The 13,673-nt window shown below is 67.1% G+C and carries 14 protein-coding genes; 4 read left to right on the top strand and 10 right to left on the bottom strand.

Annotation, left to right across the window (positions count from 1 at the left end; genetic code table 11):
* The first annotated feature begins 168 nt into the window (after positions 1-168).
* Genes M7H45_RS08060 through M7H45_RS08070 form a run of 3 tightly spaced genes read left to right on the top strand, consistent with a single transcriptional unit; the run spans position 169 to position 4,098 of the window.
* Positions 169-1,752: a lysine--tRNA ligase gene (locus M7H45_RS08060; protein WP_298215891.1), complete on the top strand. Its 1,584-nt coding sequence runs from the start codon at positions 169-171 to the stop codon at positions 1,750-1,752.
* A 4-nt stretch (positions 1,753-1,756) separates the two neighbouring features.
* On the top strand, positions 1,757-2,713 hold the full coding sequence (locus M7H45_RS08065; RefSeq protein ID WP_298215892.1) for a hypothetical protein: 957 nt from the start codon (positions 1,757-1,759) through the stop codon (positions 2,711-2,713).
* Positions 2,710-4,098, top strand: coding sequence for an aldehyde dehydrogenase family protein (locus M7H45_RS08070; RefSeq protein ID WP_298215893.1), 1,389 nt, complete (start codon positions 2,710-2,712; stop codon positions 4,096-4,098). Before M7H45_RS08065 ends, M7H45_RS08070 begins: the two co-directional genes overlap by 4 nt.
* 42 nt (positions 4,099-4,140) lie before the next feature.
* On the opposite strand, the gene rpsO is transcribed toward M7H45_RS08070, so the two are convergent.
* The 10 genes from rpsO to M7H45_RS08120 all read right to left on the bottom strand — a co-directional run bounded on the left by rpsO (position 4,141) and on the right by M7H45_RS08120 (position 12,971).
* Complete coding sequence (gene rpsO / locus M7H45_RS08075) at positions 4,141-4,410, bottom strand: 30S ribosomal protein S15 (protein WP_298215895.1); 270 nt, start codon at positions 4,408-4,410, stop codon at positions 4,141-4,143.
* A gap of 23 nt (positions 4,411-4,433) precedes the next feature.
* On the bottom strand, positions 4,434-5,357 hold the full coding sequence (gene truB / locus M7H45_RS08080; protein ID WP_298215897.1) for a tRNA pseudouridine(55) synthase TruB: 924 nt from the start codon (positions 5,355-5,357) through the stop codon (positions 4,434-4,436).
* 94 nt (positions 5,358-5,451) lie between these two features.
* Complete coding sequence (locus M7H45_RS08085; protein WP_298215898.1) at positions 5,452-5,727, bottom strand: muconolactone Delta-isomerase family protein; 276 nt, start codon at positions 5,725-5,727, stop codon at positions 5,452-5,454.
* Positions 5,728-5,893: 166 nt separating this feature from the next.
* Complete coding sequence (gene xdhC / locus M7H45_RS08090; RefSeq protein WP_298215899.1) at positions 5,894-6,811, bottom strand: xanthine dehydrogenase accessory protein XdhC; 918 nt, start codon at positions 6,809-6,811, stop codon at positions 5,894-5,896.
* A 22-nt stretch (positions 6,812-6,833) separates the two neighbouring features.
* On the bottom strand, positions 6,834-9,149 hold the full coding sequence (gene xdhB / locus M7H45_RS08095) for a xanthine dehydrogenase molybdopterin binding subunit (RefSeq protein ID WP_298215901.1): 2,316 nt from the start codon (positions 9,147-9,149) through the stop codon (positions 6,834-6,836).
* Positions 9,142-10,560: a xanthine dehydrogenase small subunit gene (gene xdhA / locus M7H45_RS08100; protein ID WP_298215902.1), complete on the bottom strand. Its 1,419-nt coding sequence runs from the start codon at positions 10,558-10,560 to the stop codon at positions 9,142-9,144. The genes xdhB and xdhA overlap by 8 nt, the downstream gene beginning before the upstream one ends.
* 74 nt (positions 10,561-10,634) lie before the next feature.
* Positions 10,635-11,546: a polyprenyl synthetase family protein gene (locus M7H45_RS08105; protein ID WP_298215904.1), complete on the bottom strand. Its 912-nt coding sequence runs from the start codon at positions 11,544-11,546 to the stop codon at positions 10,635-10,637.
* A 1-nt stretch (position 11,547) separates the two neighbouring features.
* Entirely contained in the window at positions 11,548-11,784 is a 237-nt protein-coding gene (locus tag M7H45_RS08110) for an exodeoxyribonuclease VII small subunit (RefSeq protein ID WP_298215906.1), read from the bottom strand.
* A gap of 30 nt (positions 11,785-11,814) precedes the next feature.
* Positions 11,815-12,738: a histone deacetylase family protein gene (locus M7H45_RS08115; RefSeq protein WP_298215908.1), complete on the bottom strand. Its 924-nt coding sequence runs from the start codon at positions 12,736-12,738 to the stop codon at positions 11,815-11,817.
* Complete coding sequence (locus M7H45_RS08120; protein ID WP_298215910.1) at positions 12,735-12,971, bottom strand: sulfurtransferase TusA family protein; 237 nt, start codon at positions 12,969-12,971, stop codon at positions 12,735-12,737. The genes M7H45_RS08115 and M7H45_RS08120 overlap by 4 nt, the downstream gene beginning before the upstream one ends.
* Before the next feature lie 62 nt (positions 12,972-13,033).
* Between M7H45_RS08120 and M7H45_RS08125 the strand changes: the two genes are divergently transcribed.
* The coding region (locus tag M7H45_RS08125) for an ROK family protein (RefSeq protein ID WP_298215912.1) at positions 13,034-13,673 on the top strand (640 nt) is incomplete at its 3' end.

The following is a 13,673-nucleotide window of genomic DNA, read 5'->3' on the forward strand; positions in this document are numbered from 1 at the left end:
CTCCTTTTTGGTCTGTTCCGGCACGATGGTCCGGTGGTCTACTCAAAAACTGGGGGGCCTGCGGGAGATGCCAAGATCGAAAGGGCTTGAGATTGGATTAAAGCCTTGTCATTCCCCCAGTGAGCGGTGGTTGCAGAGGCGAAAATCCGGTTCTAGAGCAGGCTCATCATGAATGAGATGGCATCCCCCCAGCCGAGCTGGCCCTTCCGTGAAGCCGAACGCATCGCCGAGCGCTTGAGGCAGAAGGGCAAGACGGAGGCGCTATTCGAAACGGGCTACGGCCCCTCCGGCTTGCCGCATATCGGCACCTTCGGCGAGGTGGCGCGGACGAGCTGGGTGCGCCACGCCTTCTCCGAACTGACAGGCATGAAATCCCGCCTCATCGCCTTCTCGGACGATATGGATGGGCTGCGCAAAGTGCCGGACAACGTGCCAAACAAGGAGATGCTGCGCCAGCATCTCGGCAAGCCGCTGACCCGCATCCCCGACCCGTTCGGAAAATTCGAGAGTTTCGGGGCGCATAATAACAACATGCTCCAGGAGTTCCTGCGGGCTTTCGGCTTCGAGTTCGAGTTCGCCTCCGCCAACGATTATTACGCCTCGGGCCGGTTCGACGACGCGCTGCTGCACGTGCTGCGCCATCACGACCAGATTACCCGCATCATCCTGCCCACTCTGGGCGATGAAAGGCGGGCGACCTATTCGCCCATTCTGCCCATCCATCCCCGCACCGGGGTCGTGATGCAGGTTCCCATCGAAAAGGTGGACCCAGATCACGGCACGGTGTTCTGGCGCGATCCAGAGACTGGCGTGCGCTTCGAGACCTCCGTGCTCGGCGGCCAGGCCAAGCTGCAATGGAAGGCGGATTGGGCGATGCGCTGGTACGCGCTGGATGTGGATTATGAGATGTCCGGCAAAGATCTCATCGAGAGCGTCAAACTGTCCTCCGCCATTTGCCGGGCGCTGGGCAAGGAGCCGCCGGTCACCTTCACCTATGAATTATTCCTTGACGAGAAAGGGCAGAAAATCTCCAAATCCAAGGGCAACGGCCTCTCGATCGAGCAATGGCTGATCTACGCGCCCAAGGAGAGCCTCGCCCAGTTCATGTATCACGCGCCGCAGCGCGCCAAGCGCCTGTTCTTCGACGTGATTCCCCGCGCCACGGATGAATACATCGCCAATGTCGCGGCGCTGCCCATAGCGGCTGACCCGCACGCCAACCCGGCCTGGCATATCCATGCCGGCAAGCTGCCCGAGCATGGGGGTTCACCCATCAGCTTCACCATGCTGCTCAACCTCGCCTCGGTGAGCAATGCCGACAATCCGGAGATGCTCTGGGGCTTCATCCGCGCCTATATACCGGGGGCGAATGCCGAGACCTACCCTTTTCTGGCCGAACTCGTGCATCACGCCATCGCCTATAACCGGGATTTCGTGGCGCCGAAGCGCCGCTACCGCTCCCCGACGGAGGTGGAGCGAGCGGCGCTGGAGGATCTCGCCCGCAGCCTGAAAGCCGGGGAACAATCCCAGCACCCTGGCGCGACCGAGGCGGAGCGGTTGCAGAATCTGGTTTACGCCGTGGGCAAGCGTCATCCCTTCCAGCCCCTCAAAGCTTGGTTCGACTGCCTGTACCAGGTGCTGCTCGGCACGCCGGAAGGGCCGCGCTTCGGCGGGTTCATCGCCCTCTACGGGGTGGAGCGGACCATCGCGCTGATCGAAGCCAGCCTTGCCCGGGTGGAGACGGCGGCCTGAAGGCTTGCGCCGGCTCACCAAATTTCTGCCTCCGGCTCTGGGCCTGCTGCTGCTGGCGGGCATCGGCCTCGGGTTGCGCGGGTTTCTCAGAAATACCAGCCTGGGAGACGTCTTCGCCGCCTTCGCCGCCACGCCCGTCCCGGACGTGCTGCGGGCGCTGGGGCTGCTCACCGTCTCCTTCTGCATCATGGCGGCCTATGATCTGCCCGGGGTAAAATTCGCGCGCCGTACGGGAGAGTGTCCGCCTTTGCCGTTTTACCGCGTCGGCCTCGCTTCTTTTTGCGCCTACGCGCTGAGCCACGTGTTAGGCGCCACGGCGCTGAGCGCGGCGGCCATCCGCCTGCGCTTCTATTCTCATTGGGGCGTGCCCCCCGCCGGGTTGGGGCGGATCGTCGCCCTATCGGGGTCCAGCTTCTCACTTGGCATCGCCACTCTGCTCGGCGCGCTGCTGCTGGCCGACCCTGGAGCCGTGCCGCTGCCGGGCGATATGGCGCCGCCCTTGCTGCGGCTGGCCGGCGCGCTGTTGCTGGCCGTGCCGGCGGCCTATGTCGGGCTGGCGAGGCGGTTCGATTCGGTCAGGATCTTCGGGCGGCGCATCGCCCTGCCGGGACCGCGCATCGCCGTGGCGCAGACCATTCTCTCCTGCCTGGACATCGCCTGCTCCTGCGCCATACTTCATACGGTGCTGCCGCCCGCCCCTGGCCTCTCCTACCCCGTCACGCTCAGCCTTTACGCCGGGGCCTTCATGGCCGGGTCGGCCTCCGGCCTGCCGGGCGGGGTAGGCGTGTTCGATTCCGTGTTGCTACTCGGCTTTTCGGACTACCTCTCTGCCTCCGACGCGCTGGGCGCCATCCTGCTGTTCCGGGTGATGTACTTTCTGGCCCCGGCCAGCTTCGCCGGGCTATGCTATATGGGGCATGAATTCTGGATCCATGTTTTTTTAAGAGACGGAAAAAAATGAACCTACAACAGACGATTTCTCCGGTGGATGGCAGCATCTATGTCGAACGGCCTTATGCCAGCCCGGCGGTCATCTCCGCGACGCTGGACCGCGCGCGGGCGGCGCAGGCGATATGGAAGAGCACCAGCCTCGCCGAGCGCGCCGCCATCGCGCATAAATTCTGCGACGCGCTGCTGGCGCGCGCCCACGAAATCGGCCTTGAAATTTGCTGGCAGATGGGCCGGCCCATCGCCCAGGCGCCGAACGAGGCGCGCACCGGGGTGGAACGCGCCCGCTTCATGATCGACGAGGCGGAGGCCGGCCTGGCCAGCCACGACCCCGGACCCAAGCCCGGCTTCAAGCGCTACATCAAGCGCGAGCCGCTGGGGGTGGTCTATGTCATAGCCCCTTGGAATTATCCCATTCTGACCACGGTCAATTCGGTGATCCCGGCGATCATGGCGGGCAATGCCGTGGTGCTCAAACACTCGCCTCAGACGCCCTTGGTGGCGGAGCGCTTCGCCGAATGCTTCGCGGAGGCGGGGCTGCCCAAAGGCGTGTTCCAGGTGCTGCATTTGACCCATGAGGATGCCGAGGGCTTGATCCGCGATTCACGGGTGAATCATGTCGCCTTCACCGGTTCCGTCGCCACTGGGCACAAGGTGCAGCGCGCCGCTGCCGAGCGATTCATCTCCGTGGGGCTGGAACTGGGGGGCAAGGACCCCGGCTATGTCCGCGCCGATGCCGATGTGGCCTTCGCGGTGGAGAATTTGATCGACGGGGCCTTCTTCAATTCCGGCCAATGCTGTTGCGGAATCGAGCGGCTTTATCTGCACGAGGCGGTTTACGATGAGTTCATCGAGCGCGCGGTAGCGATGGCGAATGGCTACCGGCTGGGCGATCCCACCCGCCAGGACACCAATCTTGGCCCGGTGGTGAATACCCGGGCGGCGGAGTTCATTCGCGGCCAGGTGGCGGAAGCCGTGGCTGAGGGGGCGCGCACGCTGGTGGATACCAGCCGGTTCGAGCTCGACCGCCCCGGCAGCACCTATGTGGCGCCGCAAATTCTGGTCGATGTCAATCATTCGATGCGGGTGATGACGGAGGAGACGTTCGGCCCCATCGTCGGGGTCATGAAGGTACGCTCCGACGCCGAGGCGCTGCGGCTGATGAACGACACGCCTTACGGGCTGACAGCCGCCATTTTCACCCGTGACGCCGAGGCGGCGGAGACGCTGGGCGAGCAGATCGAGACCGGGACCGTGTTTCTCAACCGTTGCGACGCGTTGGACCCCGCTTTGCCCTGGGTGGGTGTGAAGGATAGCGGGCGGGGCTACACCCTCTCCCGCTGGGGATACGAGACGCTGACCCGGCCCAAGGCGTTTCATCTGCGCCTGCCGGAATGAAACCGGGCGCGCCGCCAACCGTGGGGCTGGCGGCCGCACAGTTCAGCGGCGGAGGTTGAGCCGCCCGATGAGATCCTGATAGCGCTTCACGTTCTTGCGCTTCAGATAGTCGAGCAGCGAGCGGCGCTGACCGACCAGCACCAGCAGGCCACGGCGGGAATGATAATCCTTGGCGTGGGTCTTGAGATGTTCGGTGAGATTGGAGATGCGCTCGGAGAGCAGGGCCACCTGCACCTCGGGGGAGCCGGTATCGTTGGCCGCGGTCGCGTAGTCCTTGATGAGCTCCGCGCGGCGCTCTGGGGTGATCGACATCGGGATGTTCCTTGTCAAAACGGTTAAAACAAGCGCTCGGGCTTCAGCCAACCCTCGGAGAGCCGGGCCATGGCCTTCACGCGCCCCGCCGCCATCACGCGCACCAGCCCCTCATCGGGGTTGGCGGCATCCGGAATCCGCCCCATCAGCTCGACCAAGCTAAGTGCTTGGCCTTGCGAAAGGGCAAAAAACTCCGCTTGGCTCAGGGCCAGTGCCGGGATGTCGTCCAGCGCGGTCTCGAGCGGCAGCAGGGTTTCGGCAAGAGTGGCGGGGTTCTGCGCCGGATCCAGGAAAAAGTCCAGGGGATGGGCCATGTTTTCCCGGAACGGCCCCACCCGCAGCCGGCGCAGGGCCGCGATATGCCCGACCGTACCGCAGGCACGCGCGAGGTCACGGGCCAGAGCGCGCATGTAAACCCCTTTACCGGACCGCACCTCGAAGACGGCGTGATCCGCGTCCGGCCTCGCGATCAGCGTGAAGCGGTCCACCTGGGCTGGCCGGGGTGGCAATTCCGGCGGGCGGCCCTCGCGCGCCAGATCATAGGCGCGCTCGCCCTCTACCTTAAGGGCGGAGAAAACCGGCGGCACCTGCATGATGCGGCCGGTGAAGCGGGGCAGCGCGGCGAGAATTTCGGCATCGCCGGGCCGGATGTCAGAGGTGGCGATGACATCGCCCTCGGCGTCGTCCGTATCCCGAGCCTCGCCGAATTTGAGGGTGAAATGATAGATCTTGGTACTGTCCATCACATAGGGCACGGTTTTGGTCGCCGCGCCGAAGGCGAGCGGCAGAACGCCGGTGGCCAACGGGTCGAGCGTGCCACCATGCCCGGCTTTCTGCGCGTCGAGGGCGCGCTTGACCTTGTTCAGAGCCTGGGTACTGGTGATGCCTTGCGGCTTATCGAGAATGATCCAGCCGTCGAGTTTGCGGCCTTTTTTCTGCCGGGCCATGTCGTCCTATGCAAGATGATGGCGCCGCTGATAAAGGGGCGCCGGGCGGGGCGCAACCCGCGCCGTCCGCGGGGCAGCAGGGCCCGGCCTGGCTTCAGAGCCGGGCCGGATGCCGGGCGAGCGGCGTGACCGTGGTAGTAATGTATGGAAAGAGCGGCAACGCGGAGACCAGGCGGTGCAATTCGTCGGCATCCGCGCAATCAACGATCGAGATATTGGCATAGCGCCCCGCCACGCGCCACATTTGCGGCCATTTGCCCTCCCGCTGATATTGCTGGACCTGCGCCGTCTCCCGCGCTCGCAGATCGTTGGCCTTCTCCTCTGGCATATCGGGCGGCAGATTGATCTCGATATAAAGGTGAAACAGCATTTTTCCTCCCAAGCGGACAATATTAGACTTGAAACAAGGTTAGCGGAGGCGTTCCCGGCTTTTCTTGGCGGCAGCCCTCGGCTGCTCTTGCATGTTCCTCTGGATTTGGACTGATCTACCCGCTGATTACCGCATCTTCGCAAAAATGTGCGGATAAAGACAACGATTAACGCTTATCTAATTCTGGCCCGGCTTTTGAAAAACTGGTGGCTGATCGGAGGCCGAGAAGCTGTGCCGCCACCGCGACGGCAATGATGGCGGGTTCCTTGCCCGAGATGCCCGGCAAGCCGATGGGACAGACAAGACGGGAACTATCCAACCCCTCCGCCCGCAGCCGGGTGAGAAACCGCGCCCGCTTGGTGGCGGAGCCGATGAGGCCGACGAAGCCCGCCGCTCCCCCCAGAGCGGCGGCGACGAGGCGGTAATCCAGCCCGTGATCATGGGTTAAAATCAGCGCCACCGTCTCCGCCGGGGCGTTGGCCAGCCGCGCCGCCATCTCCTCGGGCGGGCAATGGCGCAGGCCCGGCGCGGCGGGCAGATCGGCCCGGCTGTCCAGCCAATGGAGGGCGAAGGGCAAACCTTCCAGGGCGCGGGCGATGGCCTGGCCGACATGACCGCCGCCGCAGAGCAGCACCGGTGGGGCGGGCGCCGCCAGGGACTCGATAAACCGCGCGCCCGCCCCCGGCTTGTCGCCGCGGGCGGAGGGCAAATAGGCGGCCTGACCCACGCCATAGGCGCGATGGACGCGGTGTTCCTCCAACTCGGTGATCAGGCTCTCACCGGCAGGCTCCGCCAGAAAGCCGCAGGCCGCGGGGTCGAGATGCTCGATCAGCAGCCGCACCCGCCCGCCGCAGCATTGGCCGAGCAGGGGTCCCAGCGGGTAATCCTGCACCGCCCAGCTTCCCGGCGGGCGGGTAAGCGCGGCGCGCGCCTGGGCGATGGCGGTGAATTCAAGATTGCCGCCACCAATGCTGCCCCAGCTTTCCGTAGGGGAGATGACCATGCGCGCCCCCGCCTCGCGCGGGGCCGAACCCTCCGTGGCTAGCACGCTGACCAGTGCCGCCGGACCGCGCGCGAGCGCCACGCGCGCCGACTCCCGCCAGTCCTCACCCATGCCGGGCTTTCAGCTCGGCTATGGCGGCAAGAATCCGCTCCGGCGTCGCGGGAGCGTCGAGCCGGGGAAAACCCGCCCCCGGCACCGCGGCGGCCACCGCGGCGGTGAGGGCGCAGAACACCGAGTTGGCCAGCATCAGCGGCGGCTCGCCCACCGCCTTGGAGCGGTGAATGGTGGGGGACGGGTTGCGGCCCGCCGCCCAGAGCCTGATTTCCATCCGTGCCGGGCGGTCCGACGCGGTGGGGATTTTATAGGTCGAGGGCGCGTGGGTGAGCAGGCGGCCCGCAGCGTCGAAGACCAACTCCTCGGTGGTGAGCCAGCCCATGCCTTGAACAAAGCCGCCCTCCACCTGGCCGAGATCGATCGCCGGGTTCAGCGAGCGGCCCGCATCGTGGAGGATATCCACCGCCAGCACCTTATGCTCGCCGGTCAAGGTATCGATGGCGACCTCCGAAACCGCCGCGCCATAGGCGAAATAGAAGAAAGGGCGGCCCGTATGGGTCTTGCGGTCGTAATGGATCTCCGGCGTGGCGTAGAAGCCATTGGCGGAGAGGGACACGCGGTTGAAATAGGCGAGCCGGCAAAGCTCCGTGAAATCGACCCGCTCCGCCCCCGCCCACACCCCCGCCGGGGTGAAGCGCACCGCCTCCTCCGGCACCGAGAACTGGCGGGAGGCGAAGGCGACGAGGCGCTGGCGGATGGCTTCCGCCGCGTTATAGGCGGCCATGCCATTGATATCGGTGCCGGAGGAGGCCGCCGTGGCCGATGTGTTGGGGACCTTATCCGTGCGGGTGGCGCAAACGCGCACGGTTTCCACCGGCACGGCGAATACATCCGCCACCACCTGCGCCACCTTGATCATCAGCCCCTGCCCCATCTCCGTGCCGCCATGATTGAGGAGGATGGAGCCGTCCGTATAGACATGCACCAGCGCGCCGCCCTGGTTGAGATGGGTGGTGGTGAAGCTGATGCCGAATTTGACAGGGGTGAGGGCGATGCCCTTTTTGATGACGCGCCGGGCGCGGTTCCACTCCGCCACCGCCGCGCGCCGGCCCTCGTAATCGCTGGAGCGGGCCAGCTCCGCGACGAGCTCGGGCGCGATATTGTCGGTGACCCGCATCGCATAGGGCGTCATGTCCCGCCCGGGAGCGTAGAAATTGCGGCGGCGCACCTCCAGCGGATCCAGCCCCAATTCATGGGCGACATGGTCGATCATCCGCTCCGCCGCCAGCATGCCCTGCGGCCCACCGAAACCACGAAAAGCGGTGGCGGAGACGGTATGGGTGCGGGCGCGGTGGGAGACGATGCTGACCGCCGGGTAAAAATAGCAATTATCGGCGTGAAACATCGCCCTATCGTTGATGGCGTGGGAGAGGTCGGCGGTGCAGCCGCAGCGGGAGGCGAGTTCCAGCGAGACGGCATGAAGCACGCCAGCCTCGTCGAACCCGGCATCATAGACGGCGGTGAATTCATGCCGCTTGCCGGTCATGATCATATCGTCGTCCCGGTCGAGCCGGATCTTGACCTGCCGTCCCGTCTTGGCCGCCGCCAGCGCCGCCGCCGCCGCGAACCAGGCGGCCTGGGTCTCTTTACCGCCGAAGCCGCCGCCCATGCGGCGCACCTCCACCGTCACCTCGGCATCGGCGCGGCCCAGCACGCGCGCGATGATGTGCTGCACCTCGCTCGGGTGCTGGGTGGAGGAGAGGACGTGCATTCCGCCTTCCTCCTGCGGGGTGGCGAGGGCGATCTGCCCTTCCAGGTAGAAATGATCCTGACCGCCGATTTCGAGTTCGCCACACACCCGCCGGGGCGCGGCGGCGAGCGCGGCGGCGGTATCGCCGCGCCCCATGAGCTGGGTGGGTTCCAGCACGGAGCCGGCGGCCAGCGCCTCGGCGGTGGTGAGCAGCGGCGGCAGGGGCTGGTATTCCATCCGGGCCAGCCGGGCGGCGGCGCGGGCGGCGCGGTGGCTCTCCGCCACCACCAGAAACAGCGCCTGGCCGTGATAGATCGTCTCGCCCTCGGCGAAGAGCCGGTCATCCCCGGCGAAGGGGCTGACATCGTTGCGGCCGGGAATATCGGCTGCGGTGAACACCGCCGCCACGCCAGGGGCGGCGCGCACCGCGGCCAGATCCATGCCGAGAATCCGGGCATGGGCATGCGTGGAAAGGCCGAACGCCCCGTGCAGCGCGTTCGCGGCCAGCGGCACGTCATCCACGTAAAGCGCGGTGCCGGCGGCATGGGCGCGGGCGGAATCATGGGGAAGCGCCCGTGTCACAGCGCCCGGGGCGGGCATTTCCTGGTCAGCCATCGGCCAGCTCGCGCACATCCGCCGTCTCGTTCTGGCTTTGCGCCCAGAGCCGGGCCAGTAGATTACCCGCCACCTCCATGCGGTAGACGGCGCTGCCGCGCAGATCAGTGAGCGGGGCAAAATCCTCGCGCAGCCGGGGGGCGGCGGCGGTGAGCGTGTCCTCGGTAAACGGCGCGCCGGTGAGCGCCGCCTCCAGCGCCCGCGCCCGCCTGGGCGTGGCCGCCATGCCGCCAAAGGCGATGCGGGCGCGGATGATGCGCCCCGCCTCGACCCGCAGATTGAACGCCCCGCAGACGGAGGAGATGTCGCTGTCGAAGCGCTTGGAGAGTTTGCTGATCGAGATGACATCCTCCGGGCCGGGGCGGGGGATGGTGACCGCCTCGATGAACTCACCAGGGGCGCGGTCCTGCTCGCCATAGGCGATGAAAAAATCCTCTAAAGCGAGGGTGCGCCGCGCCTCGCCCCAGCGCAAGGTGAGCGTGGCGCCGAGGGCGATGAGGGCGGGCGGCATGTCGCCGATCGGCGAGCCATTGGCGATATTGCCGCCGATGGTCCCGGCATTGCGTATCTGCGCGCCGCCGATGCGGCGGACCAGCCGCCCCAGCGCCGGGTGCAGCCGCGTGAAAGCGGGCAGCGCCTCGGCATAGCGCACCATGGCGCCGAGACGCAGCGCCTCCGGCGTTTCCTCGATAAAGCGCAGATCGCCGAGGCCGCCGAGAAAAATAACCTCATCCTCCAGCACCCGCAGATGCTTGGTCACCCACAGCCCGATATCGGTGGCCCCCGCCACCAGCCGCGCCCTGGGATGGGCGAGGCAGAGGGCGGCGAGTTCATCGGCGCTGGCGGGCAGGAAAACGCGAGAGGCGCCATGGCGGATCTCTTTTGGCCCCGGATCCGCCGCCAGCGCCCGCAGGGCGGCGAGGGTGGAGGTGTCATCGCGCGGATGGGTGGCAAGAGCGCGGGCGGTGGCGAGAATCGGCCCATACCCGGTGCAGCGGCAGAGATTACCCGCCAGGGCATCCTCCACGCTCTGCCCCGCGCCGAGCCCGCCGATGGAGCGGGCATAGAGCGACATGACGATGCCCGGCGTGCAGAAGCCGCATTGCGAGCCATGCCGCGCCGCCAGCTCCGCCTGCACCGGATGCGTCCCGCCCAGGCTCTCGATGGTGAGCAAGGCGCGGCCCGCCAGCATCGGCAGAAAAAGGATGCAGGCATTCACCGCGCGCCAGAGAACGCGCCCGCCCGCCAGCTCTCCCAGCAGCACGGTGCAAGCGCCGCAATCGCCCTCGGCGCAGCCCTCCTTGGTGCCGGTGCGCCGCGCGCGCAGGCGCAACCACTCCAGCACCGTCATGGCGGGCTCCACCGCCTCCAGCGTGATCAATTCGTCATCCAGCAGGAAACGCAGGCTCATGCGGGGCCTCTCCCTTGAGCAGATCAGGGAGTTTTCCCGGCCCTCCGGCCCGTGTCAATTAAAAGCTGGCGGACTCAGCTCTTGCGGGTGACAGTGAAGCGGGCGAGCGCCTGGAGCAGGGCCGCGCGATCCCCGAACCCGTCCAGATGCGCCGCAGCCTGCGCGGCGAGGCGCATCGCCTGGTCGCGAGCGCGCTCCAGCCCGAGAATGCGCACCATCGTCGCCTTGCCCGCGGCGGCGTCCTTGCCCGCGGTCTTGCCCAGCTCGGCGGCGGAGTCGGTCTCGTCCAGCACGTCGTCATAGATCTGGAAAGCCGCGCCGAGATCACGCCCATAGGCAATGATGGCGTGGCGCTGCGTAACCGGGGCGCGTCCCAGAATCGCCCCCGCCTCGGCGGCGTATTGGATGAGCCGCCCGGTTTTCAGCGCCTGCAGCCGGGTGATCTCGGGAGCGGATAGCTCCTTGCCCTCGGATTCCATATCGATCATCTGGCCGCCGACCATGCCGCGCATTCCCGCCGCCTGGGCCAGCGCCAACACCAGCTCGATCCGCGCCTCGGCATCGGCATGGGTGTCTTCGTCCGCCAGCACCTCGAAGGCGCGGGTCTGGAGCGCGTCCCCGGCGAGGATGGCGGTCGCCTCGTCGAATTTCCGGTGACAGCTGGGCTGGCCCCGGCGCAGATCGTCGTCATCCATGGCGGGAAGATCGTCATGGACGAGCGAATAGGCGTGCAGCATCTCCACCGAGGCGGCGACCCGCGCCGCGCAGGTACGGTTGACGGAAAACAGCCGCGCCGTCTCCATGACGAGAAAAGCGCGCATCCGCTTGCCGCCGTTGAGCACCGCGTAGCGCATCGCCTCCACCAGGCGGGCCTCGGCGGTGTCGGGTACCGGCAGCAGCGCGTCCAGCTGCGCCTCCACCAGCTGGGCCGTCTCGGCCAGGGCGGCGGCCAGCTCGGCGGGTTGTTTCACCAAATCCAGCGCCATCTCACTCCCCATCCTTCAAGCCCAGCGAGCCATCCGCCCGCGCCACGATCGCCTGCACGCGGGCCTCGGCCTGGGCCAGCTTCTCCTCGCAATGCTTGCGCAGCGCCGCGCCCCGCTCATAGGCGGTGATCGCGTCCTCCAGCTTCTGCTGGCCGGATTCCAGCCCGCGCACGATGGCTTCCAGCGCCGCCAGCGCCTCCTCGAAGGACATGGCGGCGATATCTGAATGATCTGTCATGTCCGCTCCCCTAGCCGCGCCCGGCGGAAATCACAACCGCATGAGCGTCCGCACATGGGTGGCGCAGCTTGAGGCCAGAGCGTCAAGGTTGTAGCCGCCCTCCAGCAGGGACACAACGCGCCCCTGGGCGCTGCCATCCGCCACCGCCATCAACTCCGCCGTGATCCAGGCGAAATCCGGCTCGCGCAGGCGCAGCTGCGCCAGCGGGTCCGCGGCGTGGGCATCGAACCCGGCGGAGATGATGACCAGCTCCGGCGCGAAGGCGTGGAGCTTGGGCAGGCCGGCCATATCCCAGAGCTGGCGGAACTCGTCGCCATTGCTGCCGGGCAGCAGCGGCAGGTTGATGATGTTCCCCACCCCCCGCTCATGCACCGCGCCAGTACCGGGGAAACATGGGGCCTGATGCGAGGAGGCGTACATCACCCCCGGCTCGCTGGCGAAGATATGCTGGGTGCCGTTGCCGTGGTGAACGTCGAAATCGACGATCGCCACTTTTTTCAGCCCCCAGCGGTTCATGGCGTGGCGGGCGGCGATGGCGGCATTGTTGAAGAAGCAGAATCCCATGGCGCGGTCCGCCTCGGCGTGGTGGCCGGGCGGGCGCATCGCCACGAAGGCGGCCTTCGCCCAGCCCTCCATCACCGCGTCCACCGCCGCGGCCGCCCCGCCCGCCGCGCGCAAGGCGGCCTCCAGCGTGCCAGGGCCGTATACCGTGTCACCGTCGATCAGCGTCTCCCGGTCGCGCGGCAGGGCGAAGACCGAATCGACATATGTTTCAAGATGCGCCGCGCAAAGCTGCTCCCGGCTGGCCTCGGGCGCCATCTCGCGCAACAGGGGGGCGAAATCCGGCGTTTCCAGCGCGCGCAGCACGTAGCGCAACCGCTCCGCGCATTCCGGATGGTCGGGCCCGGTATCGTGTGCGAGGGCGGCGGGGTGGGTGAACAGCGCGACGGTCACGCCCCGCCCGGTCCGCGCTTGAGGGAAAAACTATAGACGCCCCTGGATTCGCCCGCCGCGATGAGGGCGTGGCCGCTCTGCTTGCAGAACTCCCGCAAATCGGCCAGCGCCTCGGGGTCGGTGGCGAGGAGCCGTAATTTGTCTCCCGGCGCCATGCCCCGCAAGGCGCGCGCCGCGCGCAAGACCGGGATCGGCGATTTCTGAAATTGCGCATCAATCAGACGTTCAACCATGGCGCGATGATGCCCATTACGGACCGCTTGAGCAAGACGCCGTTTCGGCCCAGAAACCGGCCATGACACGGCGCATTGGCATCGATCTCGGCGGCACGAAAACGGAAATCATCGTTCTGGACGAGAATGGCGCGGCCCTTTTGCGGCGGCGGCGGTCCACCCCCACCGGTTATGAGGCGGCACTGCACGGCATCGCGGCCATGGTGGCCGAGGCGGAGCAGGAAACCGGCGGCCGGGCCACGGTGGGGGTGGGGATACCCGGCTGCATCTCCCCCGCGACCGGGCTGGTGAAGAACGCCTGCGCTAATGCGCTCAACGGCCAGGCTTTCGACCGCGACCTCGCCGCCCTGCTGGGGCGCGAGGTGCGCGTGGCGAATGATGCCAATTGCTTCGCCCTCTCCGAGGCCGTGGATGGCGCGGCCGCGGGGGCGGACATCGTCTTCGGTGTCATTCTCGGCACCGGCACCGGGGCGGGCATCGTGGTGAATGGCCGCGTGTTGGAGGGGCGGCACCGCTTGGCGGGGGAATTCGGCCATACCCCCCTGCCCTGGCCGGCGCCGGAGGATTTGCCGCTGCCCGGCTGCTGGTGCGGGCAGCGGGGCTGCCTCGAACTTTATCTGGCGGGGCCTTCCCTAGCGCGCGATTGCGACGGGCCGGGCCATGCCGACGCCAGCGCCTTGCCCGCCCGCGCCGCCGCCGGGG

Source organism: Acidocella sp. (assembly GCF_027352905.1).
Classification (GTDB): Bacteria; Pseudomonadota; Alphaproteobacteria; order Acetobacterales; family Acetobacteraceae; genus Acidocella.